Raw genomic sequence first — 23,020 nt, forward strand, 5'->3', positions numbered from 1 at the left:
TGTATTATGAATAAGTATTTGAATTACTGGGGATTGATTTTTGTTATTGTGATTTTGATCCCTAATATTGTGTTTGCAATAACATGTAAAGATGGATTCGAAAATCGGTATCAGAATAAATTAGTTGAATTTCTTGAGCAGATTGGGAGGTTTGGCTGTTTTTTCAGCATGTTTCTTATAATTCCTTTTACGAACAGTGGGTATTGGTTTAAACAGGGAGAAACAGTATATCTGGTTTTTGGAGTGATTCTCGTAGCATTGTATTGCCTGGGCTGGATAGTATTCTGGAAAGAGGATTCTATACGAAAGTCCTTATATTTATCAATTCTCCCATCTTTGCTATTTATTGAAAGCGGTATTATAAGCGGCAATATCTTACTATTGATTTTTGCACTTATCTTTGCTCCGTGTCATATCCTAATAAGCTATATGAATGCAGTTTTAATATGCTCATCCGATAAAAGTGATAGAAGATTAGAAAAAGATTGACAAGTTACCGTTTGGTTACTATAATATAAGTAACCGAGTGGTAACTAATGACGGATATGGGGGTAAAAATAGATGAAGTGTTCAAAATGTGGTAAAGAAATGAGAAAAGGATATTTATTCAGCAGTAAGGACGGAGCTTTCAGTTTTGCAAATGAAGTACCGGGAGTTTTTGAGAATGCAAAAAATGCAGAGGGTTTTGTAGAAATAACAAAACTCAAACCAAGTCACAGGACAAGAGTGGAAGCGAACTGCTGTGAAGAATGCAGAATGATAGTGATTAATTACTAAGAGTGACAGACGCCAGACGCTAAGACGCAGAGCAGCAATTTTATTGCCTGCGTCTTTTGTGATTATATTAGGAAAGAGAGGAACAACAGGCAGTGAGTAATATTATTGTTTTATCAGGAAGCGTACGAAAAGGTGGAAATACTGAGTTACTTGTGCAGGCATTTGTTGATGGCGCTAAGAAAAATAATAACGTTGAAGTAATTTCGGTAGCAGATTATAAAGTGAATCCTTGCATAGGGTGCAATACATGTTTTGACAGAGAAGGACATGAGTGCTTTCAAAAAGATGATATGACGAAAGTATATGAAAAACTGAAAATGGCAGATGTGCTTGTTATAGTTTCTCCTGTATATTTCTATGGTGTCAGTGCACAGTTAAAAGCACTTATTGACAGACTACATACACCTATGCGTAATGAGTTTAAGATTAAAAAGCTTGCACTGATATTAGTTGGTGCAGCAGCATTACCGGAGTTGTTTGATGCAATTAAGATGCAGTATCGGCTTGTATTAAATTATTTCAAACTTGAAGATGCAGGAACAGTATTTGTGAGAGGTGCAAAAGATAAGGGCGATGTGAAAAATACAGATGGCTTGGAAAAAGCATATCAATTAGGAACTGCTATTTAATGATGGAATATTTGTGGAGGATTGGCTTATGGCTAACAATTATAAGATTATAGATGAAAAGACATGGGAAAGAGCCATGCATTGTATGGTTTTTAGAAACAGTATAGAACCACAATTTTGTGTTACGTTTGAGGCGGATATAACAAATTTCAAAGAGAAGGTAAAAAAACAGGGATTATCATTTACTATGGCAATGGTATATGCAGTCTGCAAATGTGCCAATGAGATAGAGGAATTCCGTTATCGCTTTTTAGATGGGAAAATTGTTCTTTATGACAGAATAGATACTGCCTTTACATATCCGAATAAGTCCACAAATTTATTTAAAGTGGTTAATGTGCCATTTGTTGATGATATCAGTGAGTACTGTAAATTGGCATATACAACTGCAAATGAACAAAGGGAATACTTTACTGGTCCGTTAGGAAATGATGTATTTCAATGTTCACCTATGCCATGGGTTACATTTACGCATATTTCGCATACAAATTCGGGGAAAAAGGATAATGCAACTCCATTATTTGATTGGGGAAAATATTATGAGAAAAATGGAAGAATTATGATACCAATATCGGTACAGGCGCATCATTCGTTTGTGGATGGAATACATGTCGGACAATTTGTGAATGGATTACAGAAGTATTTTGATATAACGGATTAACATAAGTGAGGAAATGATGATGAGTAAAAGAACAAGGCAATATATAGGCATTCTATTTGCAATAGTAGCTTATTACATAGTGCATGAAGGTGCACACTTGATCGTGGCGCTTGCATTACATGCATTTAAGAAAATTAACTTTATGGGTATTGGAATACAGATCGATATATATCGTGATAGATTAACAGATACGCAGCTGGGATTATTTTGTATTGCCGGAGTGACAGCAACATTAATTACAGCTTATGCATTGGTATATTTTAAGGATAAAATTTGTGAAATAAAGAATAAGCTTGTGAAGGCTACTTTTTATTATGTAACAGTAATTATACTGGTATTGGATCCAATATATTTGTGTTTACTCAGTGGAGCATTTGGTGGTGGAGATGTAAACGGAATCCTTTATTTAATGCCACAGGCATGGATATGGACGATTTTCGCCTTCATATTACTTTTTAACATATGGATTCTATTAAAAAAGGTAAATCCAACGTATACTGCGTCATTTAAGGAAAGATGAAACAAAAGGAGAAGATATGGAATCAGATATCATTAAAATCAGTCATCTGAATAAGCTTTAGCGAAGTAAAAGCGGTAAATGATTTGAGCTTTCGTGTAAAAAAAGGAGAATTGTTTGCATTTCTTGGAGTAAACGGTGCGGGGAAAAGCACAACCATTTCTATTCTCTGCGGACTGCTGAAAAAAGACAGTGGAACGGTTCAGGTAAACGGAATAGAAACTGACAAAGCCGGCGCACAGACAAAAAGGATGCTTGGTGTTGTATTTCAGGATAGCGTACTTGATAAACCGCTTACGGTGAAAGAAAACCTAATGAACAGAGCAGCTTTGTATGGCATTACAGGAAATGCCTTTGATAAGAGATTACAGGAGCTAGTCGAGATCCTGGATTTTGACGAGTTTTTAAACAGACCTGTAGGTAAGCTGTCGGGAGGTCAGAGAAGAAGGATTGATATTGCCCGTGCATTATTGCACAGACCGGAGATTTTGATTCTTGACGAGCCTACAACCGGACTTGATCCGCAGACAAGGCAGTTAATCTGGAATGTTATCGAGAAGCTTCAGAAAACTGAAAATATGACAGTATTTCTGACTACACATTATATGGAAGAAGCTGCTAATGTCGGGTATGTTGTGATTCTTGACAAAGGAAGTATTGCAGCGGAAGGTACACCGTTTGAACTTAAAAATGATTATGTACAGGATATCGTGTCAGTTTATGGTGTTTCCGAAGATGAAATAAAAACATTGAACAGAGAATATAAAAAAATTCGTGACGAATATCAGATAAAAGTAAGAAATACGAAGGAAGCTACGAAGCTTATTGTAGAGCATCAGGATCTATTCATGGATTATGAAGTAGTAAAAGGCGGAATGGATGATGTATTTCTTGCAGTCACAGGGAAAAGGCTTGGAGGTGAACGCTGATGAGAACAGTATTGGCATTAATGAACAGGAACAGGAAACTGTTTTTTAAAGACAAAGGTATGTTGTTTACGTCAATGATTACACCTGTTATTCTGATTGTTTTGTATGCTACGTTTCTTGCAAAGGTTTTCAGAGATTCTTTTACAGCTGCAATTCCGGATATGATCACGATTTCGGATAAACTCATTAATGGAACCGTGGCAGCACAACTGACAGCATCACTTATGGCAGTGAGCTGTATCACGGTAACATTTTGTGTGAATCTGACTATGGTGCAGGACAAGGCAAATGGAACAAGGAAGGATTTTAATGTTTCACCGGTCAGCAGTGGGAAAATCTATTTGGGATATTTTCTCTCGACAGTTGTTAATTCTTTGATGGTCAATGGACTTACGTTTGTATTATGCCTGGGATATTTACTTAAAATGGGCTGGTATATGAATACAGCAGATGTATTATGGGTTTTATTTGACATGATATTGCTCGTCCTGTTTGGAAGTACGCTTTCAAGTATCATTAGCTTTCCATTGACAACACAGGGACAGCTTTCGGCTGTGGGTACAATTGTCAGTGCAGGATATGGTTTTATATGTGGTGCTTATATGCCGATTTCAAATTTTGGATCAGGTCTTCAGAAAGCGATGTCTTATCTTCCGAGTACATATGCCACTTCATTGATCAAGAATCATATGCTTCACGGAGTTTTCAGGGAGATGGAGAGAAAAAATTATCCGGCTGAAATGGTTGAAGCGATAAGAGACACTCTTGATTGCAATCCGGTATTTCATGGAAATGTGGTAAGTGTAAATCAGATGATCGGCATTATGATGGGAAGTATAGCTGTATTTGGAATTATTTACTATGTGGTTACATTGCTGCCGGAGGGTGAAGGCGGACGATAGGAAATATTCTTTTTAGCGGGTGAAAGCCTAGAGTTTTAGCTGATGACACGATAGGTGTCGCTCATGTGACAGAGCGATTCTTACCATTATTCGTAGTGTATGTTACCTTCCAATCAGCCAACAGGCAAAAAATAAAAGGAAGGTAAAACAAAATGAAGAAAAACGGAAAGAAGCTATTAATTTTAGGAACTGCGTTACTTGTAATGTTTGCAATCTGGACATGTTTAATACAATGTGTGGATGTGCAGTCGGCAGGGCAGAAGGGCACGGAGATTGGATTCGCAACATTTAACTGCTGGTTTCACAGAGTTACCGGAGTACACATGGCAATCTATAAGATTACCGACTGGTTAGGTCTTGTGCCGATATTTGTATGTATGACATTTGGTGCAGTTGGTTTCGTACAACTGATAAAAAGGAAAAGTCTTTTTAAGGTTGACAGAGATCTGATTTTACTTGGAATTTATTATGTAATAGTGATTTTGGCATATCTGATTTTTGAGATGATTCCGATTAATTACAGACCAATTCTGATTGATGGGATGCTTGAGGCATCTTATCCATCATCTACAACGCTGCTTGTACTAAGTGTCATGCCTACTTTGGTATATCAGATGAATCGCAGAAGCACAAATCTGTTGCTTAGAAGATTTGTGTGTGTAATGTCAATCATTTTTTCTGCATTTATGGTGATTGGAAGACTGGTTGCAGGAGTACATTGGGTTACGGACATCGTTGGTGCTGTGATTCTGAGTACAGGGTTGTATTGCTTGTACAAAGCAATGGTTCTGTTATTTTGTAGGGATAAGTAATTACGAGTGAGAATGAATGGAGGTTCTGCCATGGAATTTAATGAAAAACTGAAAGAGTTAAGAAGCAGCAGAGGCTTAACACAGGAAGAACTGGCAGAAGCTCTGTTTGTTTCGAGGACAGCTATTTCGAAGTGGGAATCGGGCAGAGGATATCCGAGTATAGATTCGCTAAAAGAAATTTCGTCGTTTTTCTCTGTGACAATTGATGAACTGTTGTCTCGGGGAAAAATTACTTTCCATTGCGGAGAAAGAAAATAAATCCAATATGCAGAATCTGTGCAACATTCTGATGGGGGCTATTGACTTATTTCATTTTCTGCTGATTGTGCTGCCTCTGTATCCAAAATCAATGAAAGAATATATTGCATCCGTGAACCTGTTCGGCTATACAGAAACATCAGCCTTTAACAGGATGGTTTATTGGGGATTGTTCTTTTTATTAATGTTAATTGGAGTTTCAGAGATTATAGTTACACAGTTAAAAATTGCGAAAGTATACAAGATGGTAATTGTATTTTCCATATTGCTTGGTATCGCAGCAGTACTGTTTCTGGCTTTGACAGGGGAGACATATGCAACAGCGCTGGCATTTCTGCTTTTGGTGTTGAAAGCAGGTTTATACATGAAAGGAAGATAGAGAGGTAAGATTCATGAGACAATTAGTTTTATATATTCATGGAAAAGGTGGAAATGCTATGGAAGCGGACCATTATAAAACATTATTTGCAGGATATGATGTGGTAGGACTGGATTATCATGCAGACAGTCCGTGGGATGCAATAAGTGAATTTAAAGAGTTCTTTCACAGATATAGGAAAGGGTATGATTCTATTATTCTAATAGCGAACAGCATTGGAGCCTATTTTTCAATGTGTGCTTTTAATCATGAACAGATAGACAAAGCCTTTTTCATTTCACCAATCGTTGATATGGAAAAGCTGATTCTTGATATGATGGGATGGGCAGATATAACGGAAGAAAAGTTACGTGAAAAACAGTTGATAACCACAGGATTTGGAGAAACATTGTCCTGGGAATATTTGTGTTATGTGCGTAATCATCCGGTCAATTGGTCGGTTCCGACTTATATATTATATGGAAATAAAGATAATCTGACATCACAGGAGACTATCCATAAGTTTGCCAATGATGTCAATGCAGAACTAACAATAATGCAAAACGGAGAACATTGGTTTCATACAGCAGAGCAGATGTCATTTTTAGATGACTGGATTAAAAAATACATTGGATAGATATCAGACAGGGAGAATGATGGTGTGGTTGATTGCAGTTGTATTTTTTGGAAGTATTGCGGTTTATATTTCCATAACGACAATAATTGATATTATGTTGATGGGGAAAATAACACCAAGGATATCTATGAAATGCAGACAGAGAGAATATATTGTAAAGAATCAAAATCGGATTGACATTCAGACTGGATATCAATGCTCGGCATTTTCAGTAGCCTATTTGTTGCGACACTATGGAATAGATGCTAACGGAGCAAATATTTATAATCAAATGCCATATAAAATGAAAGATGGATGTGTATATTCTAAAGGACTGTCAAAAGTATTGCAGGAATATGGCTTATGTGCAAAGTACTATTCAGGTAATCTCAAGGCATTACAGAATGAAGTATGTAAAGAAACGCCTGTTATCGTTATGATTCGTGTCAGAACCGATAAAAATTGGCTGCATTATGTTCCTGTCGTTGGATTTGATGATAGATATGTATTTGTTGCAGAATCGTTACCGGAATTAGTGAATTGTAATTGTAAGTATTATAATCGCAGAATTGAAAAGAAGGTTTTTTTGCAGCTTTGGAATACGGCAATGTTAAAACAACCACTTTTTAGGAATACGTTCTATATTGTAACAAAATATAACACAAAAAAGGGTGAATGAAATGAAAAAGGCAACCAAAAGAAAAATTATTTTATCCGGAATACTTTTTCATATGATATTAGTCTTTACTGCCTGCGGATTATGTAATAAAGCTACATTTATAGGGGATGAGATATTGGATACAGATTTTTACGATATAGCTTTTGAACAGATGAACTCGACATATTCTCATAATATAAATATGGACGCCGGTGAAAGTATTAAGGTAAAGATTATCAGCAAATCCGGAAAAATTTCCGTACAAATATATAATGAAGATGATCAGCCAGTGTATAGAGGTGATGATGTAACAGATGCAGAATTTGAAATACAGATTAATGAAAAAGGAACATACCGGTTATGCGTTAGTGGAAAGGAAGCAAAAGGGCATGTTATTTTTTCAAGATGCAAAGAGGAAAAGGACATAAAGAATGAATAAGAAAAGTGAAAAAAATCTGCCGTTATATGGTATAGGTCCGGTTATTGTATTTGGGCAGTTACTGATTGCCGGTGGCGCAATAGCCATTTCATATAAATTTAAATGGGATTGTTATGAATATGAAATGCTAAACATTCCATTGAAAATCATTGTTATTTTGTTTGTCATCTTTGGATTGTATTTAAATTATTCAGCGAAACATATATCAAACTTGTTTGAAAATGTATCAGAGAATAGATTAATTCAGGATGGAATATACGGATATGTAAGAAATCCTGTATATAGCGCAGCCTTTTTTGTAAGTATTGGAACTGTCTGCATGACAAACAGACTTATCCTTTTAGTAGCTGTTGGCATAATTTGTTGGAGCTATATGTCACTATTATTGGTTGTCACGGAAGAAAAATGGCTAAGAGATTTGTATGGAAAGCAATATGAGGATTATTGCAATAGAGTAAACAGGTGTATTCCATGGTTTAGAAACAAAGTATTGTAATATACTTGACAAGTTACCGTTAGGTAACTATAATACAAAGTAACCAAAAGGTAACTAAATGTCAGACGCTAAGACGCAGAGCAGGAATTGATTTGCTTATGCGTCTTTTTCTGTATAAAGATGGTCTGATAAAAAAGGAAGAGACTGATCGTGTTAGGTTAGTAAGGGAGACAATATGGAATGGTTTGGAATTGCAGCATTATTGCTGTTGCTTTATTATTCATCGTATTTAGGAAAAATAAAGCATTTGGAAATGAAAGTAAAACAATTGGAGAAAAAGCAGAGAGGAGCAACTTATATGTCTAAGTTGATTAATAGTCTTGTAGGAAAACAATGTATCATCAGGTCAGATTCATTCTTGGGTTTTGCAGGAAAAACAGAAGTATCCTGTAAGATTGTAGATGCAGATGATGAATGGTTAAGAATTTGCTATACAGAAAAAAAGGACAAACAGGTAGTTAAACTGTTGCGAATTGAAAATATTGACGCAATAGAAGAACAGTAAGTGTTAATTTACTTTAATTGAAAATATGGAGGTATCATTGAATGGAACTAAAAATTGAAAACCTGACAAAACAATATGGAAACAAAATGGCAATTCAGAATGTCTCATGTATTCTTAAACCGGGAGTGGTTGGACTTCTTGGGGCAAATGGAGCTGGAAAAAGTACCCTTATGAGAATGATATGTGGTGTTATGAAGCCGACTTCCGGTACAGTCAGACTGGGAAAGTATGATGCCACAGACATGGGCTATAGAAATCTGCTTGGGTATCTGCCACAGGACTTTGGCTATTATCCGGATTTTACAGGAATGGAGTTCCTGCTATATGTTGCAGCATTGAAAGGGCTTGACAAAAAGACAGCAAAAGAGCGTAGTGAAAATCTCTTAGAGCAGGTAAATCTGGAAAAAGATGCAAAAAGAAAAGTAAAAGCATATTCCGGAGGAATGAAGAGAAGGCTTGGAATAGCACAGACACTTTTAAATGATCCGAAACTGATTGTATTAGATGAACCGACAGCCGGACTGGATCCAAAGGAGAGAGTGCGTTTTCGACATATTTTTGAGCAGTTAGGCAAGGACAATATTGTTTTGCTGTCAACACATATTGTTTCGGATATTGAAAAATGTGCAGACAGGATTCTGGTAATAAAAGACGGGCAAAAAGTATTTGATGGAACAGAACAGGAAACAGGAAAAGATTTGGAGCTATTTTATCTGGATATATTCGGAGGTGAAGAATAATGGGAACTTTATACAGATATGAATTAAAGAAACTTCTATGTCAGAAAGTTTTATGGATTGCAGTGGCACTTATGACATTGATTCTGGTTGGGGTTGGGATAACGGACGTAGTAACCGGAAGAGCTGCAATCAGTAAGAATTATAAAGAATTTTCAGGGAGAGAAATAGATGATTCTCTGATTAAAGAGGTACAGGAAGCAGAAGATCAGGATCATTATATTGTATTTCGCAGTTTTATTAATTTTTGTATGGGAACAGCAGATTATGAAAATGTAAATGAACAAGAGGTATATGCGACCAGAGAAAATAATAATCAGAACCAAATGAAACAGGCAAAACTATCAGATGCAGAAATTAATTACTGGAATCAGAAGGAAGCAGAAGTTAAAAAGCCATTTACTTATCAGTACGAAGAGGGATATGCAGGGATTTATACATCAGTATATGTAGCTAATTTCATGCTTCTCCTACTTTCAGCAATAGGAATCTGTGGCATTTTTGCAGATGAAAGAATCAATGGAACGGATCAGATAGTTTTCAGCAGTGTGAGCAAGGAAAAGTTATTCATAGCAAAAATATTGGCAGGGTTAAGCATGGGAATCATATTAGCTGTTTATCTTTATGGGGCATTATCCATTTGCAGCTTTGGAATTTATGGATTTTCCGGATTTAACGCTCCGCTGCAGATCAGAATTCCGGGTTGTATGCTAAATATAACAATTGGACAGACTTATATCTATTTATGTGTACTATTTTTAATAGCAGGTATTATATATTCTGCATTTGCGATGTTTTTATCACAGGTGTTAAACAATCGTTCTGCAGCAACTGCCATTATGGTAATTGGATTATTTTTATCTATGATTAATGTACCAGAAGCATTTGGATTGCTTTCAAAAGTATGGAGCTATCTCCCTGGAGCATATATTGGTTCATGGACATTTACAGGGTACAGGCTGATTCATATATTTGGAAAATTTTTTAATAATTTGCAGATGGCACCTGTTTTTTGGATGATTGCTTCAATGATATTTATAGCAATTGCTAAAGGTTCTTATAAGCACTATCAGGTAAAGGGAAGATAGGTAGAAGAGGGAGTGATCCGGAAAAGTATATCCAGTTATATATTAATAGTCCGGGCGTTTCAGTAACTGCCGGGTTTGCTATTTACGATACATTGCAGTATGGATTAATAGATCAGGTTATTGAGAAGCGATGATCATGTTAGCGAGGTTCTTTTATATTTTCTAATCATAACTGTTGACAAGTGACCGATAGGTAACTATAATTATAGTTACCAAAAGGTAACTTGATAACGGATTTAAATTAGGAGAGATAGACATGGAAAGCAAAGAAAAGAATACTAAGGAAAAAATACTGGAAGAAGCTTTGAAGTTATTTGCACAGAGTGGATATATGGGAACATCCATGAATGATATTGCTTCAAAACTTGGAGTAACCAAAGCTGCATTGTATAAGCATTATAAAAGCAAGCAGGAGATATTGGACAGTATTATTGACAAAATGAATGAATTGGATATTGAGAGAGTAAAGCAGTATGAAATGCCGGAGGGGAATCTGGAAAAGGTTACAGCCGAGTATAAAGAAACGGCATTTGATAAGATCAAGCAGTTCACAAAGGTGCAGTTTCTTCATTGGACAGAGGAAGAGTTTTCATGCTGTTTCCGTAAGATGTTGACATTGGAACAGTACAGAGAGCCACAGATGGCACAGCTATATCAGAATTATCTTGCAAGCGGACCATTAACTTATATGGAAGCTTTGTTTTTAGGAATGCTGGGAGATGCAGGAAAAGCCAGACAGACAGCACTTGATTTTTATGGACCTATTTTTTTGCTTTACAGCATATATGATGGAGCAGAAGACAAAAGTCATGTGATAAAGTTACTGGAAGAGCATATGGATCACTTTTTACAGGAAATGCAGATAAGTTGAAAGGGTGAAGTGATTTGAACGATGAATCAGAACATCAGGAATGGACTGTAATATTACAGTTTTGCACTGCTCGACTTGAAATTATAGAGGTCAAATAAGAATGAATGCAATCATATATACATCAAATACTGGAAGCACAGCGGAGTATGCACAATTACTGGGAAAGGAATTGAATCTTCCGGTACATAGTTTACAGCAGGCAAAAAACATGGTGCCTGCCGGCAGTGAAATCATTTATCTCGGCTGGATTATGGCAGGAGGAATCAAAGGATATAAAGAGGCAGCAAAATTGTATAAAGTGTGTGCAGTCTGTGGTGTCGGCATGGGACAGACAGGCACACAGCTAAAAGAGGTCAGGGATAAAAACGCTATTCCGCAGAGGATTCCTTTATTTACGTTACAGGGGAACTTTGATGTGAAGAAGCTTCATGGAGCGTATCGTTTCATGATGAATGTCATGGTTAAAACTGCCGGAAAGGGACTGGCAAATAAAACCGACCGTACGCCCGAAGAGGATGATATGTTAGATATGATGGTAAATGGTGGAAAACGAGTATCTTTACAGAATTTGAAGGCAGTTACAGAGTGGTATAAAAGCATAAATTAGAAGCAGTTGAATTATGCGTGATGTTACAAGTATAGATGAAGTGATGCTATGGAGGTGGAAAGAGTGGAGGAATTTATGGAATTTATCAAAGTGACAAACGAGAACATAGACAAAGAGCACATATGCTGTGCCATTTCCAATAACAACGACATTCAGGTGTCATCTAAAAAAGAATGGTTAAAAGAGCAATTTAGAGAGGGACTTGTTTTTCTGAAAAGTGCAGAACGGGGGAAGTGCTTTATTGAATATCTGCCTGCTGAAAATGCATGGAATCCGATTGCTGCAGATGGCTATATGTATATTGACTGCCTGTGGGTAGCCGGTTCTTTCAAAGGACATGGTTATGGAGCAGATCTGCTGGATGCCTGTATGGAGGACAGTAAGAGTAAGGGGAAAAAAGGGCTGTGTATATTATCTTTCGGAAAGAAAAAACCATTTTTGTCAGATCCAAAATTCTTGAAGTATATGGGATTCAAGGTTTGTGATGAAGCGGACAACGGGATTCAGTTATGGTATCTGCCATTTGCAGCAGATGCGTCTTTGCCTGAATTTAAGGAATGCACCTACTCCGGTTACAACTTATGCGTTGTTTTATGATGGGGCATATTTAACCAACGAGCAGATGAATGACAGGAAATTTTTGAAACTGTTATCAAAGTAAATGAAAAATAGATGGAGGAAAAAAAGGATGAAACTCTATTTTGGAAATATGGTAACAACAGTTACTACACTTATGATTGTATCGCTGGTCGGGTTTGTTGGATGTTCAATCAGTAACAGAAGCAACATTAATTTCTGGGGCAGAAGGAGCCTGTTTGTTTTGGCATATGGTCTTGTTATATGCTGCTTTGCAGCTGCAAGAGACGGACTGGATAAAACAATTCAGTATACGATAGATGGAAGCTGTAATCCGGGAATATTTTCACTTGTGAGCCTTCCAAACATCGTTGGATGTGTCGGAGCTGCAATCATAATTATTGCAGCAATAGCAACACCAATTGCAAAATCACAGCATATGCGTGAGATATGGTTTTATGTGATGTCCGGTGGAGTGATGATAAAGATTGTAGTTATGGAGATTGCAAGAATTATACAGATGTTTTAGGAGTAATTTCATGAGAGTAGAGACTGAAAGAATGTATCTTTATCCTTTAAGTGATGAAGAAATGCGGTTGGTTATTGAAAATGAATCTGATCCTGAGATGAAACAGGCTTACACGGAGATGCTTGAAGGGTGTCTTTCTAATCCTGATAAGAGAATATGGCATGCCATCTGGAATATGGAGCTGAAAGATGATCCGGAAACTATAGCGGGTGATTTTTGCTTTAAGGGACTTGGTGATGATGGAGTGGTTGAAATAGGATATGGTCTGAAAGAAGAATACCGGCATCACGGATATATGACGGAAGCAGTAAAAGTAATCACAGAATGGGCATTGTCACAGGACGGTATAAAGCAGGTGGAGGCAGAAACCGATGCGGAAAATATAGCCTCGCAGAAAGTTCTATTCCGATCAGGATTTATAAGAAATGGAAAGATGGGAGAAGAGGGACCAAGATTTGTATATGAAGGCAGGTGATAACTAAAATGTCTTTCACTACTTGTTGTGAGGTAAATGAAAGGTGATGAAGAATACAATGTAGAAGTGGAGTAATAATTATGAGAATTGAACATGTTGCACTTTATGTAAATGATTTGGAAAATACAAAAAAATTCTTTATGAAATATTTGGGAGCAAAATCAAATGATGGATATCATAATCAGAAAACAGGCTTTTATTCTTATTTCCTCACATTTGAGGATGGTGCACGTATTGAAATAATGAATTTACCGGAAATGGCTGATTTACCGAAGAAAATAGTTCGTACTGGATATTCACATATAGCTTTTAGCGTAGGAAGTATAGAAAAAGTGGATGCATTGACGGCAGAATTGAAAGCGGATGGTTATGAGGTTATCAGTGGACCTCGGACTACAGGTGATGGATATTACGAAAGCTGTATTGTTGCAATTGAGGATAATCAAATTGAGATCACAGTATAATTTGAAATGCAGTTATAGGTAATAGTGGAAATGTTATTTATATCGACGCAAAAGACGAAATAGTTGTTGCCATTGCATCATCATTTAAGCCTGCAGTTCATGATAGGATAACATTTATTCAACACAATATTTTGCCATATATCGATGCGAGTTAAAAAAGAAAGGAAAAGAAATAAGATGAAAAAAAGAGCGTTTTTATTAATTGCAGTGTTAGCGATGGCGGGAACTTTATGTGCTTGTGAAAGACAGAATACAGGAGTAATGAAAACAACAGGCGGTAAAGAACAGACGGTAAGTGAAAAGGAAAAAGTAATTGATAACAATGTTGAACAAATAGTTGGAAATGCTAATGAAAACAGTGAGCCGGAGTCTGTAAAATCAAATAAAGAAAGCGCAGAAACAGAATTAGCAAATATATTGGACGAAATAAACACAGATATTCAGCCGGGAACAGCAGGAACATATATGAACTCAGTAAGAGTTGCCTCACATTTATTAAACTGGGGAGTAGGAACCAGCATGGGAACTGAGGAGATAAAGAGTCAGGTTTTAGCATGGTTGTCAGAAAAAGGCAATGACGAGCAGGTGGCTTTTTCACAAAAACTGTCCAGTGTATATAATGCTTATCAGGAATTGCTTGGATCAGATGCTGAAGAATTACTTGCGTCAGCAGGCGGAGATATGTCTGGATATCCATGGAGTGATTCACCGGTAGAAACTATTGAAGCGATTATTGATGTCGTGCAACTTCCGGAAAATGAAGAAAATATAGTTGAAGACCAACCAACAGAAGAGGCTGACTCGGATACAGATGATAATGAAAACCAGGGGGATTTTTCAGAAGAAATTGAAGAAGAGAATCCTGAATCCAGTTCACAAAATGAAGATCATCCTGGAGAGGATGTAGTTGAAATCATAAATCCGCAGGGAGAAACAACAACTGTTTATAAGTTAGTGGATGGCCGTTACATGGATCGCACGAATACTGTCTATATTTATGATGGAAAAGACACATGGACAGATACAAATGGTGTGGAGTGGAATCAGGAAGTGAAGTAAAAATATGTGAGTAGGAGGGGAACTGAATATAGCAGTAGGTTATTAATGAAGATCTTCCGGAGCATGGAGAAAGAAAGGATAAGGTAACTATAGGGTTCCTTATCCTTTCTTTCACTCCTGTTTTCTGAAAAGTGTCAAAAATCTTAAAAAAATGCTTATAATATAGGGCGTATTCAAAATGTGACTATTAAGATTGAGAATAAATGTGGTTATAATGACGAGGAAAAATAATTTTTAATTATTTTCATTATAGCTATTGACTATATAGCTACTATATACTGTATACTTTGGTTCATGAAGAGAGAAAAACAAATCATATGTATGAAAATCATGGCCGCTGTGGCGGTCTGCGCAGCTGGCGTTGCGCTTTTAGTTCTGGCAGACTAAATCTGGACCCCTGACGAATTTTGAATATGCCTTATCCCGGAGATTGGATATTTTGCTGGGGCAAGCCTCGATGCTGTTTGAAGGGCTGACTTTTTTCTTTTTCTTTTTTTCGAATCGGAAGCTGGTAAAATTTGGCTCTTTTGCATTTTGTTTCGGGATAGGTCCCTGTATTGATTTCTGGGGATATGTGTTTGGTTTTCTGGAAGGGCAGGGAGGATTTGCTTTTCGTATGGGTTGCCTTCTTTTAGGAAGCCTTTTGATCATCCTTAGTTTTGCTTACTACATACCGCTGAATTATGGCTTGCAGTCGCTGGATATGTATAGTGTGTCGATAGCTTCTCTCTTAAAAAAACAGTATGGAGTGGGTCTGACGATTACTTACTGCACATTGATTTTGCTGGCCGCATTGCTGGGCATCCGACCGGGAATCGTTACATTTGTGGCTACGTTTGCTTATGGAGCTGCGATTGACGGAGTCAGAAAACTGTTTAAATGGTAAATATAAATTATATATTAAAAGTATTTTTTAAGGCAAAACCGTTGGAAAGGAGGACATGAAAAAATACGGATTTACCGATTTTATCAGTCTACATATCAGACTGACACAAAAAATAATAGTGATGTTAGGGAGGAAATATGAAAATCACAGGATTAGATATCAGTAAAGTACCATTTTCAATGAGGAAGTCCTATATGGCAGTAAATTATTTGTTCGAGGATTATTATAGCGGATATACAAGCTGTACAGGCTTTTCTAGTAATCTGGATAAAATGCCATTCGTGTCTACCCCTGGATTGTATCTGCGTTCTGTCTGCACAAAGGGACAGAATAACAATATGGAAATGATTCGTTTCATTCCGCTGTACAATGGGGAAGAGGTTCCCTACGAGATACATGCAGGATATGAGAAAGTGGAACTTATCTGTCAGGAAGGGAAAATAGCATTTTGCTATGCGGATGAAAACAGACTGCTTATCAGAGGTGAAGGTGAAAAACTGGGATTGCGTCTGGATTGCGTTATCGAAGGCCGCTCCAGTTTCCTGGTTCAGATTCCGGTAAAGGGCGGAAGAAGCTATCATAAACTGACAAATCATATTTCATTTGATAATTACGGAATATTTACATCCTTGGGAACTGTAAAAGTTGACCAGGAGTGGGAAGCTGATCATCTTTTGAACACCGCGTGTCTGTATGATATCACAGCAGAAGATGGTGCATTTCAGTGTATGATCAAGGAATTACGTACATATGTCTGGGCGAATGTGGAAAAAGAAGGTTGTGTTGATTTCGAACAGACGGTGCGTAATACGAAAAATGCATTTGATGAGTTCTGCTCAAAGCTGCCGGAGGTTCCCCAGGAGTACAAAGAGGCACAGAAACTGGCTACATACCTCTGCTGGTCCGGCTCTGTTGCTGAACGTGGATATCTGAAACGAGAATCCATTTATATGACAAAAAATATTCTGTGCGCTGTATGGGCATATGAAAGCTGGCTGATAGCGGCTGGTTTGTGTGAGACAGACAGCGAACTTGCATACGATCAGTTAATGACTATGCTGGACAGCCAGGATGAGCTGGGAGGAATTCCTAATTTCAAAGGCGAAGGAATGGAAAGCTATGAGGCAAGTATGCCGCCGAATCTGGGCTGGATCGTGATGAAGATGTTGGAAAAAATCCAGTTTACAAAAAAACAGCTGGATGAAATATATGACAAGATGAGAAAATATACTTATTTCTATCTGAATCATATGGATGAACTGGGAAGTGGTGTGTTTGAGTATCATCACGGGTATGACGCGTGCGGAGACGATGACACAGTTTTCCGTAAGGAATTAAATATTTTGAGCCCTGATTTGACTACATTAATGATCTTACAGATGGATTGCCTGGCAATACTTGCTGAGAAGCTGGATAAGAAGGTTGAGGAAATACAGTGGAGAGAGCTGGCTGAGAGAAGTCTGAAAGGACTGGTCAACACATTATTTGACGAAAAGCATCTGCCATTTGCCAGAAATAACATTACAGGCGAGAGAATTTACGCTCAAAGCCCGATCCTTTTCACACCTCTGATGCTGGGAGAACGTCTTCCTTTGGAAATCAGAACCAGTATTATAAACGAGCTGAAAAATGGAAAGTACATTACAGAATATGGGCTGGCATCCGAAAGCCTTGACAGTAAATATTATCATGCAGACGGATTCTTCCGCGGGCCGATTTGGTTTACTATGACACTGACGCTGATAGAAGGACTGACGAAGTGCGGTGAGCAGGAGATGGCTGATGACCTGACCGTTAAATATTGTAATCTGATACGCAACGGAGGCTGTGCAGAGTGCTACAATGCGGAGACTGGAGCACCATTGAATAACAAGGGGTATACATCTACAGCAGGGACATTTTTGATACTTTTACATTATTATCTGAGATAGGAGGAAGACCGGATCTGTGAAAGGCTAATTCCTGGAAAGGCATAAAAGTGGTTAGAAATTATATAAAGCCAGGAGAATTTGCGAAAATGGTGGGGGTGAATAAGCAGACGCTGCTATACTATGATAAAATTCATCTGTTTTCACCGGAATATGTAGACGATATGGGATATCGTTATTATACATTCACGCAGCTGGATTGTTTTTATGCCATAATGACTTTGAAGACTATCGGAATGTCGTTGGAGGAAATAAAAGAATACTTTGATACAAGGGACGCCGAAAGAACTGCAAAGCTTCTGCAAAAAGGCATTTTGGAAACAAAGAAGAAAGTTGCGGAGCTTGTTACGTTGTCCAAAGAAATGAATAAGAGGATTGAGTTGCTTGAAAAGGCAAATCATGTGACCTGTGGGAAAATATACATAGAGCACCATGAAACTCAATACCTGTACTGTACGAAATATATTTCCATGGATGCAGAGGAAATCGAGAGACAAGAAATCTATGGAAAGATGATTGGGTATCGTGTTTTGCATCAGCTTCACTGTGGACCGGCGATCGGAGGAATGGTGGAAAATAAATTTCTCATGAATCCGGTAGGTAATACTACGTTGTATTGCAGGTATTATACCATAGTAGATGAGCCTTGTACGGAAGATACTGAGGATGGTGAGTACCTGGAAAAACCGGAGGGGAACTATCTGGTTCTGTATTATAAGGGAGCGTATGATACTACCTATAAGGCGTATTCCCAGATATTGGAATATGGGAGAAAACATCATTTTCGGCTTGGAGAGTTTTCTTATGAGGAAAGCTTTATTGATGAGGTGTCCGAGAATAATCCGGATAATTATGTGACCCAGATTACCGTTCCGTTTCAGTTTGAGTGATGTAATACTTGTTAAAGCTGCTTGTTTTAAATCAGGATCACCGGCTAAGCCGGTGGTCCTGATTTTAGGACAATAAGCGGTTCATACACTGTGAATAAAAACCAAAATACCTCTTGACTTCTGAGTATTTTGGTAGTAAAATTGCTTTAGTTCGTTAAACAACTAAAACTTCAAAGAACCAAATTCCTTGAAGGGAAAAAGTAGGAGCAGGAAGCCTGTCTACAGAGAGCTGCATTTGGTGGAAAGCAGCGTCAGGTCTGTTTTGAAGATCATCCCTGAGAAGAGAAATCGAACGTTACTGTGACAAGTAGATTTCCCCGGCTGTTCCCCGTTACCGGAATCGCGTATGTCAGTACGTTGTCTTTTCGTACTTGTTTCAAAGGAGAAACAGGGTGGTTGCGGCTTATATGTCCGTCCCTAGTTTAGGGACGGATTTTTTTTATGTAATTCAAGTCGAGCAATCGTATAAAAGGCTAAAATCCTGACAAGTAACCAAAGGAGGAAACATCATGAAAGTTTTCAAAAAAATCATGAATGCAGTAGCAGCAGTGGAAAAATTTATTCTTGTAGTATCTACTTTGCTGATACTGGTCTTGACTGTAGGAAATGTATTTTCCCGTAAAGTCATCCATCGTTCCTGGTCCTTTACCGAGGAACTTGTGGTTGCAGTCTTTGTACTTGTTACATTGATGGCTGCCGCATTAGCATGTCGGGAAGGGGAATTGGTCAACCTGTCACTGGTTACAGACCGTCTTCCTGAAAAATTGAAAAAACCGTCAGTGATCCTGAGCACTATCCTGTGTGTGATTTTTACAGCCATTTTATTTTGGTTTGGCATGGAGAAGGTTCTCACACAGCTTGCAAATGGAAAACGTACCTTTGTACTGAACTGGCCGGAGTGGATCTTCTGGTCTTTTGTTCCCATTGGATCCGGATGTATGATTTTACATTTTATAGAATTTTGCATTGATTTTTGTACTGACAAAAGTAAAAAGGAGGATAAATAAATGATAAGTGCAGTTTTATTTGTTTCATTTTTTATTTTCCTGATCATGGGCGTGCCTATTGCCATCTGTCTGGGACTGTCTTCTGTGTGTGCAATCCTGTATTCAGGAACATCCCTAGACCATTGTGGCTACCAATATGTATGCCGGAATCAGTAAATTCCTGCTTCTGGCCATTCCGTTTTTCGTACTTTCCGGAAATATTATGGCTAAGGCCGGAATTTCCAAAAGACTTGTGAAATTTGTAGATACCTGTGTAGGACATAGAAGAGGTGGTATTGCCATTGTGTGTGTTATTGTTGCCTGCTTTTTCGGAGCAATTTCCGGATCCGGTCCGGCTACAGTAGCAGCACTTGGTGCAGTTCTGATTCCTGCTATGGTGGAAAGAGGTGGCTTTAGTGCTCCCTTTTCTACTGCGTTAATGGCAACCGCAAGTTCAATCGCCATTGTTATACCGCCAAGTATTGCATTCGTTGTTTATGCTTCTATTACAGGTGTATCCATTGCGGATATGTTTATGGCAGGTATTGTTCCTGGCATCCTGATGGGTGTTGCTCTTGTGATCGTGGTTATGGTAGAAGCCAGAAGAAAGGGCATTCAGCCTGAACAGAAGAAAGCGAGTGCTAAGGAAAGATGGGCAGCCTTTAAAGATGCATTCTGGGGATTCCTGATGCCTGTGATCATCCTTGGTGGTATTTACGGTGGTATTTTTACTCCTACGGAAGCAGCGGCAGTATCCGTTGTATATGGACTTTTCGTTGGTATGGTGATCTACAGGGAAGTGAAGCTGAAGGATCTGTTTGATATTTGTGTGGATTCAGCAAAAACAACCGGCGGAATCATGTTGATCGTTGCATGTGCGTCTCTGTTTTCTTATGTATGCACCAAGTTTGGTATTGCAGATGCAGCTTCCCAGCTTCTTGGCAGTATTGCACATAATCAGTTTACCTTCCTTTTGATCGTAAACATTATTTTCTTGATTGCAGGATGCTTCATTGATGCAAACTCTGCAATGTATATTTTTATCCCGGTAATGCTTCCGGTGTGCAAAGCACTTGGTTATGACCTGGTTGCTTTTGGTGTTATGGCAACTGTCAACCTGGCAATCGGACAGGTAACACCTCCAGTTGGAGTAAACCTGTTTGTGGCGATTGGAATTAAGATCAAAAAAGGTTTGGAAGTTACCCTTCAGCAGATTTCCAAAGCAGTTATGCCGATGCTGGCAGCCTGTGTAGTCGTACTTCTGGTAGTAACTTATGTTCCGGCAGTATCTGTGGCTCTTCCAAAAGCCCTTGCAAAAAACGGTTCTTATTCAGGAGATCCTGAAACAGGAGACAGCGGTTCTTCCGCAGCATCAGCTGCAGGAGATGAGGATCATTCTTTTAACGAGATTGGAGATTACAGTGATCTTGGATGGCGAAGAAACTACCTGGAACTTTGCTTGCTCCACAACAGAAACCTCTACCTGGGCAGACGGTGGCCGTAAGTTTGGCGAACTGATGGAAAAAGCTACAGGCGGAAAGGTGAAAGTCAACGTATATGCAGCAGATCAGCTGACAAACGGCAATCAGTCTGAAGGTATCCAGGCATTGATGAACGGCGACCCGGTACAGATTTCCATGCATTCCAATCTGATCTATTCTGCATTTGATCCAAGATTTAATGTAGTATCTCTGCCGTTTATTTATGATTCTGTAGAAGATGCAGATGCGAAATTTGACGGAGAAGCCGGAAGAAAAATTAAAAGAAATCCTTAGCGAGTACGGACTTCACTGCATGGGTATTGCAGAGAATGGTTTCCGTGAGCTGACCAACAGTGTACGGGAAGTAAAATCCGTAGATGACATGAAAAACCTGAAGATCCGTGTGGCAGGTTCTAACCTTCTTATGGAATGCTATAAGAGATGGGGTGCAGATGCAACCAATATGAACTGGTCTGAGACGTATACCGCACTTCAGCAGAATACGGTAGAAGGACAGGAGAACGCGCTGCCGGCAATTGATGCAGCCAGCGTGCAGGAGGTTCAGCCATACTGCTCCATGTGGGATGCAATTTATGACTGTCTGTTTTTCTGTATCAACCAGGAAATTTATGACGGACTGACTCCACAGCAGCAGGCAGTTGTAGACGAGGCAGGCCAGAAAGCAGTAGAGTATGAGCGTTATATCAACCGTTCCGGTGATGAAGAGATCATGAACCGCTGGGCAGAGAAAAACGGTGTGACCTTTACTGCAAAAGAGGATATGGACATTGATTCCTTTAAAGAAGCTGTGGATGGTGTAGATGAGTGGTTTATTGAAGAACTGAAAAGCCAGGGCTATGATGATGCAGAAGAACTGGTAGAAGCATTTACCGGTATTGGAGATTACAGTGATCTTGGCTGGGAGGAAACCACCTGGAATTTCGCATGCTCCACAACAGAAACATCTACCTGGGCAGAAGGCGGCCGTAAGTTCGGTGAATTGATGGAAAAAGCTACAGGTGGAAAGGTAAAAGTAAACGTATATGCAGCAGATCAGCTGACAAACGGTAATCAGTCTGAAGGAATCCAGGCATTGATGAATGGAGATCCGGTACAGATTTCCATGCATTCCAATCGGATCTATTCTGCATTTGATCCAAGATTTAATGTGGTATCCTTGCCGTTCATTTATGATTCTGTAGAAGATGCAGATGCCAAATTTGATGGTAAAGCAGGAGAAAAAATGAAGGAAATCCTCAGCGAGTATGGACTTCATTGTATGGGTATTGCGGAGAATGGTTTCCGTGAGCTTACTAACAGTGTACGTGAAGTGAAATCTGTGGATGATATGAAAAATCTGAAGATCCGTGCGTGGCAGGCTCTAATCTTCTTATGGAATGCTACAAGAGATGGGGTGCAGATGCAACCAATATGAACTGGTCTGAGACATATACTGCGCTTCAGCAAAATACTGTAGAGGGACAGGAAAATCCGCTGCCGGCAATTGATGCAGCCAGCGTGCAGGAAGTTCAGCCATATTGTTCTATGTGGGATGCAATCTATGATTGCCTGTTCTTCTGTATTAACCAGGATATTTACGATGGACTGACTCCACAGCAGCAGGAAGTAGTAGATAAAGCCGGAAGAATGGCAGTAGAGTATGAGCGTTACATCAACCGTTCTGGCGATACAGAGATCATGAACCGCTGGGCAGGAAAAAAATGGCGTAACATTTACCGAAAAAGAGGACATGGATATTGATTCCTTTAAAGTAGCCGTAGATGGCGTTGACGATTGGTTTGTAGAAGAACTGAAGAACCAGGGCTATGAGGATGGCCAGGAGCTGGTGGACGCATTCAAATAAGCTTCCAGTTCAGATTAAAAGT

At 38.6% G+C, this 23,020-nt stretch carries 30 protein-coding genes, 3 pseudogenes and 1 other annotated feature; all 33 genes and pseudogenes read left to right on the forward strand.

Features of this window, described 5'->3' with window-relative positions:
* The first annotated feature begins 6 nt into the window (after positions 1-6).
* A complete protein-coding gene (locus R1Y93_RS06190; protein ID WP_500822097.1) occupies positions 7-489 on the forward strand; it encodes a hypothetical protein in 483 nt (160 codons plus the stop codon).
* Positions 490-561: 72 nt separating this feature from the next.
* Complete coding sequence (locus R1Y93_RS06195) at positions 562-777, forward strand: PF20097 family protein (protein ID WP_117913797.1); 216 nt, start codon at positions 562-564, stop codon at positions 775-777.
* 92 nt (positions 778-869) lie between these two features.
* Entirely contained in the window at positions 870-1,406 is a 537-nt protein-coding gene (locus R1Y93_RS06200) for a flavodoxin family protein (RefSeq protein ID WP_500822098.1), read from the forward strand.
* Between the two features lie 28 nt (positions 1,407-1,434).
* Positions 1,435-2,067 carry a CatA-like O-acetyltransferase gene (locus R1Y93_RS06205; protein WP_500822099.1) on the forward strand — a complete coding sequence of 211 codons (633 nt, stop codon included), beginning with the start codon at positions 1,435-1,437 and terminating at the stop codon, positions 2,065-2,067.
* Positions 2,068-2,086: 19 nt separating this feature from the next.
* Positions 2,087-2,587, forward strand: coding sequence for a hypothetical protein (locus R1Y93_RS06210; protein WP_500822100.1), 501 nt, complete (start codon positions 2,087-2,089; stop codon positions 2,585-2,587).
* Between the two features lie 83 nt (positions 2,588-2,670).
* Positions 2,671-3,513, forward strand: a complete 843-nt coding sequence (locus tag R1Y93_RS06215) for an ABC transporter ATP-binding protein (RefSeq protein WP_500822101.1) — start codon at positions 2,671-2,673, stop codon at positions 3,511-3,513.
* Complete coding sequence (locus R1Y93_RS06220; protein ID WP_500822102.1) at positions 3,513-4,415, forward strand: ABC transporter permease; 903 nt, start codon at positions 3,513-3,515, stop codon at positions 4,413-4,415. Before R1Y93_RS06215 ends, R1Y93_RS06220 begins: the two co-directional genes overlap by 1 nt.
* Positions 4,416-4,567: 152 nt before the next feature.
* Positions 4,568-5,227, forward strand: coding sequence for a phosphatase PAP2 family protein (locus R1Y93_RS06225; protein ID WP_500822103.1), 660 nt, complete (start codon positions 4,568-4,570; stop codon positions 5,225-5,227).
* A gap of 30 nt (positions 5,228-5,257) precedes the next feature.
* Positions 5,258-5,485: a helix-turn-helix domain-containing protein gene (locus R1Y93_RS06230; RefSeq protein WP_500822104.1), complete on the forward strand. Its 228-nt coding sequence runs from the start codon at positions 5,258-5,260 to the stop codon at positions 5,483-5,485.
* A gap of 7 nt (positions 5,486-5,492) precedes the next feature.
* Positions 5,493-5,864 (forward strand): hypothetical protein, encoded by a 372-nt coding sequence (locus R1Y93_RS06235; RefSeq protein ID WP_500822105.1) that lies wholly within the window; start codon positions 5,493-5,495, stop codon positions 5,862-5,864.
* Positions 5,865-5,877: 13 nt separating this feature from the next.
* On the forward strand, positions 5,878-6,480 hold the full coding sequence (locus R1Y93_RS06240) for an alpha/beta hydrolase (RefSeq protein ID WP_500822106.1): 603 nt from the start codon (positions 5,878-5,880) through the stop codon (positions 6,478-6,480).
* Positions 6,452-7,138, forward strand: coding sequence for a C39 family peptidase (locus R1Y93_RS06245; RefSeq protein ID WP_500822107.1), 687 nt, complete (start codon positions 6,452-6,454; stop codon positions 7,136-7,138). The genes R1Y93_RS06240 and R1Y93_RS06245 overlap by 29 nt, the downstream gene beginning before the upstream one ends.
* A gap of 1 nt (position 7,139) precedes the next feature.
* On the forward strand, positions 7,140-7,556 hold the full coding sequence (locus R1Y93_RS06250; RefSeq protein ID WP_500822108.1) for a hypothetical protein: 417 nt from the start codon (positions 7,140-7,142) through the stop codon (positions 7,554-7,556).
* Positions 7,549-8,052, forward strand: coding sequence for a methyltransferase family protein (locus tag R1Y93_RS06255; protein ID WP_500822109.1), 504 nt, complete (start codon positions 7,549-7,551; stop codon positions 8,050-8,052). The genes R1Y93_RS06250 and R1Y93_RS06255 overlap by 8 nt, the downstream gene beginning before the upstream one ends.
* A gap of 175 nt (positions 8,053-8,227) precedes the next feature.
* On the forward strand, positions 8,228-8,557 hold the full coding sequence (locus R1Y93_RS06260) for a hypothetical protein (RefSeq protein ID WP_500822110.1): 330 nt from the start codon (positions 8,228-8,230) through the stop codon (positions 8,555-8,557).
* Between the two features lie 41 nt (positions 8,558-8,598).
* Entirely contained in the window at positions 8,599-9,297 is a 699-nt protein-coding gene (locus R1Y93_RS06265) for an ABC transporter ATP-binding protein (protein ID WP_500822111.1), read from the forward strand.
* Positions 9,297-10,382 (forward strand): ABC transporter permease, encoded by a 1,086-nt coding sequence (locus R1Y93_RS06270; RefSeq protein ID WP_500822112.1) that lies wholly within the window; start codon positions 9,297-9,299, stop codon positions 10,380-10,382. The genes R1Y93_RS06265 and R1Y93_RS06270 overlap by 1 nt, the downstream gene beginning before the upstream one ends.
* Before the next feature lie 14 nt (positions 10,383-10,396).
* Positions 10,397-10,483 (forward strand): annotated as a pseudogene (locus R1Y93_RS06275) (ATP-dependent Clp protease proteolytic subunit); the annotation flags it as partial.
* 155 nt (positions 10,484-10,638) lie between these two features.
* Positions 10,639-11,253 carry a TetR/AcrR family transcriptional regulator gene (locus R1Y93_RS06280; RefSeq protein ID WP_500822113.1) on the forward strand — a complete coding sequence of 205 codons (615 nt, stop codon included), beginning with the start codon at positions 10,639-10,641 and terminating at the stop codon, positions 11,251-11,253.
* A 100-nt stretch (positions 11,254-11,353) separates the two neighbouring features.
* Positions 11,354-11,860, forward strand: a complete 507-nt coding sequence (locus R1Y93_RS06285) for a hypothetical protein (protein WP_500822114.1) — start codon at positions 11,354-11,356, stop codon at positions 11,858-11,860.
* 75 nt (positions 11,861-11,935) lie between these two features.
* Positions 11,936-12,521: pseudogene (locus R1Y93_RS06290) on the forward strand (GNAT family N-acetyltransferase).
* Between the two features lie 27 nt (positions 12,522-12,548).
* The gene (locus R1Y93_RS06295) at positions 12,549-12,965 is read left to right on the forward strand and encodes a hypothetical protein (RefSeq protein ID WP_500822115.1); all 417 of its coding nucleotides are present in this window, start codon (positions 12,549-12,551) and stop codon (positions 12,963-12,965) included.
* A 10-nt stretch (positions 12,966-12,975) separates the two neighbouring features.
* Entirely contained in the window at positions 12,976-13,440 is a 465-nt protein-coding gene (locus tag R1Y93_RS06300; RefSeq protein ID WP_500822116.1) for a GNAT family N-acetyltransferase, read from the forward strand.
* 80 nt (positions 13,441-13,520) lie between these two features.
* Positions 13,521-13,904: a VOC family protein gene (locus tag R1Y93_RS06305; RefSeq protein WP_500822117.1), complete on the forward strand. Its 384-nt coding sequence runs from the start codon at positions 13,521-13,523 to the stop codon at positions 13,902-13,904.
* Positions 13,905-14,081: 177 nt separating this feature from the next.
* Positions 14,082-14,963 carry a hypothetical protein gene (locus tag R1Y93_RS06310; RefSeq protein ID WP_500822118.1) on the forward strand — a complete coding sequence of 294 codons (882 nt, stop codon included), beginning with the start codon at positions 14,082-14,084 and terminating at the stop codon, positions 14,961-14,963.
* Between the two features lie 397 nt (positions 14,964-15,360).
* A complete protein-coding gene (locus R1Y93_RS06315) occupies positions 15,361-15,849 on the forward strand; it encodes a DUF6198 family protein (protein ID WP_500822125.1) in 489 nt (162 codons plus the stop codon).
* A 137-nt stretch (positions 15,850-15,986) separates the two neighbouring features.
* Positions 15,987-17,780: an MGH1-like glycoside hydrolase domain-containing protein gene (locus R1Y93_RS06320; protein ID WP_500822119.1), complete on the forward strand. Its 1,794-nt coding sequence runs from the start codon at positions 15,987-15,989 to the stop codon at positions 17,778-17,780.
* A gap of 47 nt (positions 17,781-17,827) precedes the next feature.
* The gene (locus tag R1Y93_RS06325) at positions 17,828-18,667 is read left to right on the forward strand and encodes a MerR family transcriptional regulator (RefSeq protein ID WP_500822120.1); all 840 of its coding nucleotides are present in this window, start codon (positions 17,828-17,830) and stop codon (positions 18,665-18,667) included.
* 178 nt (positions 18,668-18,845) lie between these two features.
* Positions 18,846-19,089: a binding site (T-box leader), on the forward strand.
* 87 nt (positions 19,090-19,176) lie between these two features.
* Complete coding sequence (locus R1Y93_RS06330) at positions 19,177-19,674, forward strand: TRAP transporter small permease (protein WP_500822121.1); 498 nt, start codon at positions 19,177-19,179, stop codon at positions 19,672-19,674.
* Positions 19,675-19,830, forward strand: coding sequence for a hypothetical protein (locus R1Y93_RS06335; protein WP_500822122.1), 156 nt, complete (start codon positions 19,675-19,677; stop codon positions 19,828-19,830). It begins immediately after the preceding gene.
* Complete coding sequence (locus R1Y93_RS06340) at positions 19,799-21,157, forward strand: TRAP transporter large permease (protein ID WP_500822123.1); 1,359 nt, start codon at positions 19,799-19,801, stop codon at positions 21,155-21,157. The genes R1Y93_RS06335 and R1Y93_RS06340 overlap by 32 nt, the downstream gene beginning before the upstream one ends.
* Entirely contained in the window at positions 21,081-21,428 is a 348-nt protein-coding gene (gene dctP / locus R1Y93_RS06345; RefSeq protein WP_500822124.1) for a TRAP transporter substrate-binding protein DctP, read from the forward strand. The genes R1Y93_RS06340 and dctP (R1Y93_RS06345) overlap by 77 nt, the downstream gene beginning before the upstream one ends.
* Positions 21,379-22,781: pseudogene (dctP, locus tag R1Y93_RS06350) on the forward strand (TRAP transporter substrate-binding protein DctP); the annotation flags it as partial. The gene dctP (R1Y93_RS06345) and the pseudogene dctP (R1Y93_RS06350), both read left to right, overlap by 50 nt.
* Positions 22,782-23,020: the final 239 nt, after the last annotated feature.

It is taken from the genome of Blautia sp. HA3515, assembly GCF_059933065.1.

Excerpts from the sequence above, each read along its gene's own strand:
- R1Y93_RS06300 (WP_500822116.1), top strand. The coding sequence starts at position 12,976 with ATGAGAGTAGAGACTGAAAGAATGTATCTTTATCCTTTAAGTGATGAA.
- R1Y93_RS06245 (WP_500822107.1), top strand. The coding sequence starts at position 6,452 with ATGACTGGATTAAAAAATACATTGGATAGATATCAGACAGGGAGAATG.
- R1Y93_RS06250 (WP_500822108.1), top strand. The coding sequence starts at position 7,140 with ATGAAAAAGGCAACCAAAAGAAAAATTATTTTATCCGGAATACTTTTT.
- R1Y93_RS06330 (WP_500822121.1), top strand. The coding sequence starts at position 19,177 with ATGAAAGTTTTCAAAAAAATCATGAATGCAGTAGCAGCAGTGGAAAAA.
- R1Y93_RS06230 (WP_500822104.1), top strand. The coding sequence starts at position 5,258 with ATGGAATTTAATGAAAAACTGAAAGAGTTAAGAAGCAGCAGAGGCTTA.
- R1Y93_RS06235 (WP_500822105.1), top strand. The coding sequence starts at position 5,493 with ATGCAGAATCTGTGCAACATTCTGATGGGGGCTATTGACTTATTTCAT.
- R1Y93_RS06190 (WP_500822097.1), top strand. The coding sequence starts at position 7 with ATGAATAAGTATTTGAATTACTGGGGATTGATTTTTGTTATTGTGATT.
- R1Y93_RS06260 (WP_500822110.1), top strand. The coding sequence starts at position 8,228 with ATGGAATGGTTTGGAATTGCAGCATTATTGCTGTTGCTTTATTATTCA.
- R1Y93_RS06240 (WP_500822106.1), top strand. The coding sequence starts at position 5,878 with ATGAGACAATTAGTTTTATATATTCATGGAAAAGGTGGAAATGCTATG.
- R1Y93_RS06270 (WP_500822112.1), top strand. The coding sequence starts at position 9,297 with ATGGGAACTTTATACAGATATGAATTAAAGAAACTTCTATGTCAGAAA.
- R1Y93_RS06265 (WP_500822111.1), top strand. The coding sequence starts at position 8,599 with ATGGAACTAAAAATTGAAAACCTGACAAAACAATATGGAAACAAAATG.
- R1Y93_RS06195 (WP_117913797.1), top strand. The coding sequence starts at position 562 with ATGAAGTGTTCAAAATGTGGTAAAGAAATGAGAAAAGGATATTTATTC.
- R1Y93_RS06225 (WP_500822103.1), top strand. The coding sequence starts at position 4,568 with ATGAAGAAAAACGGAAAGAAGCTATTAATTTTAGGAACTGCGTTACTT.
- R1Y93_RS06310 (WP_500822118.1), top strand. The coding sequence starts at position 14,082 with ATGAAAAAAAGAGCGTTTTTATTAATTGCAGTGTTAGCGATGGCGGGA.
- R1Y93_RS06295 (WP_500822115.1), top strand. The coding sequence starts at position 12,549 with ATGAAACTCTATTTTGGAAATATGGTAACAACAGTTACTACACTTATG.
- R1Y93_RS06210 (WP_500822100.1), top strand. The coding sequence starts at position 2,087 with ATGAGTAAAAGAACAAGGCAATATATAGGCATTCTATTTGCAATAGTA.
- R1Y93_RS06205 (WP_500822099.1), top strand. The coding sequence starts at position 1,435 with ATGGCTAACAATTATAAGATTATAGATGAAAAGACATGGGAAAGAGCC.
- R1Y93_RS06305 (WP_500822117.1), top strand. The coding sequence starts at position 13,521 with ATGAGAATTGAACATGTTGCACTTTATGTAAATGATTTGGAAAATACA.
- R1Y93_RS06280 (WP_500822113.1), top strand. The coding sequence starts at position 10,639 with ATGGAAAGCAAAGAAAAGAATACTAAGGAAAAAATACTGGAAGAAGCT.
- R1Y93_RS06220 (WP_500822102.1), top strand. The coding sequence starts at position 3,513 with ATGAGAACAGTATTGGCATTAATGAACAGGAACAGGAAACTGTTTTTT.
- R1Y93_RS06335 (WP_500822122.1), top strand. The coding sequence starts at position 19,675 with ATGATAAGTGCAGTTTTATTTGTTTCATTTTTTATTTTCCTGATCATG.
- R1Y93_RS06285 (WP_500822114.1), top strand. The coding sequence starts at position 11,354 with ATGAATGCAATCATATATACATCAAATACTGGAAGCACAGCGGAGTAT.
- R1Y93_RS06255 (WP_500822109.1), top strand. The coding sequence starts at position 7,549 with ATGAATAAGAAAAGTGAAAAAAATCTGCCGTTATATGGTATAGGTCCG.
- R1Y93_RS06320 (WP_500822119.1), top strand. The coding sequence starts at position 15,987 with ATGAAAATCACAGGATTAGATATCAGTAAAGTACCATTTTCAATGAGG.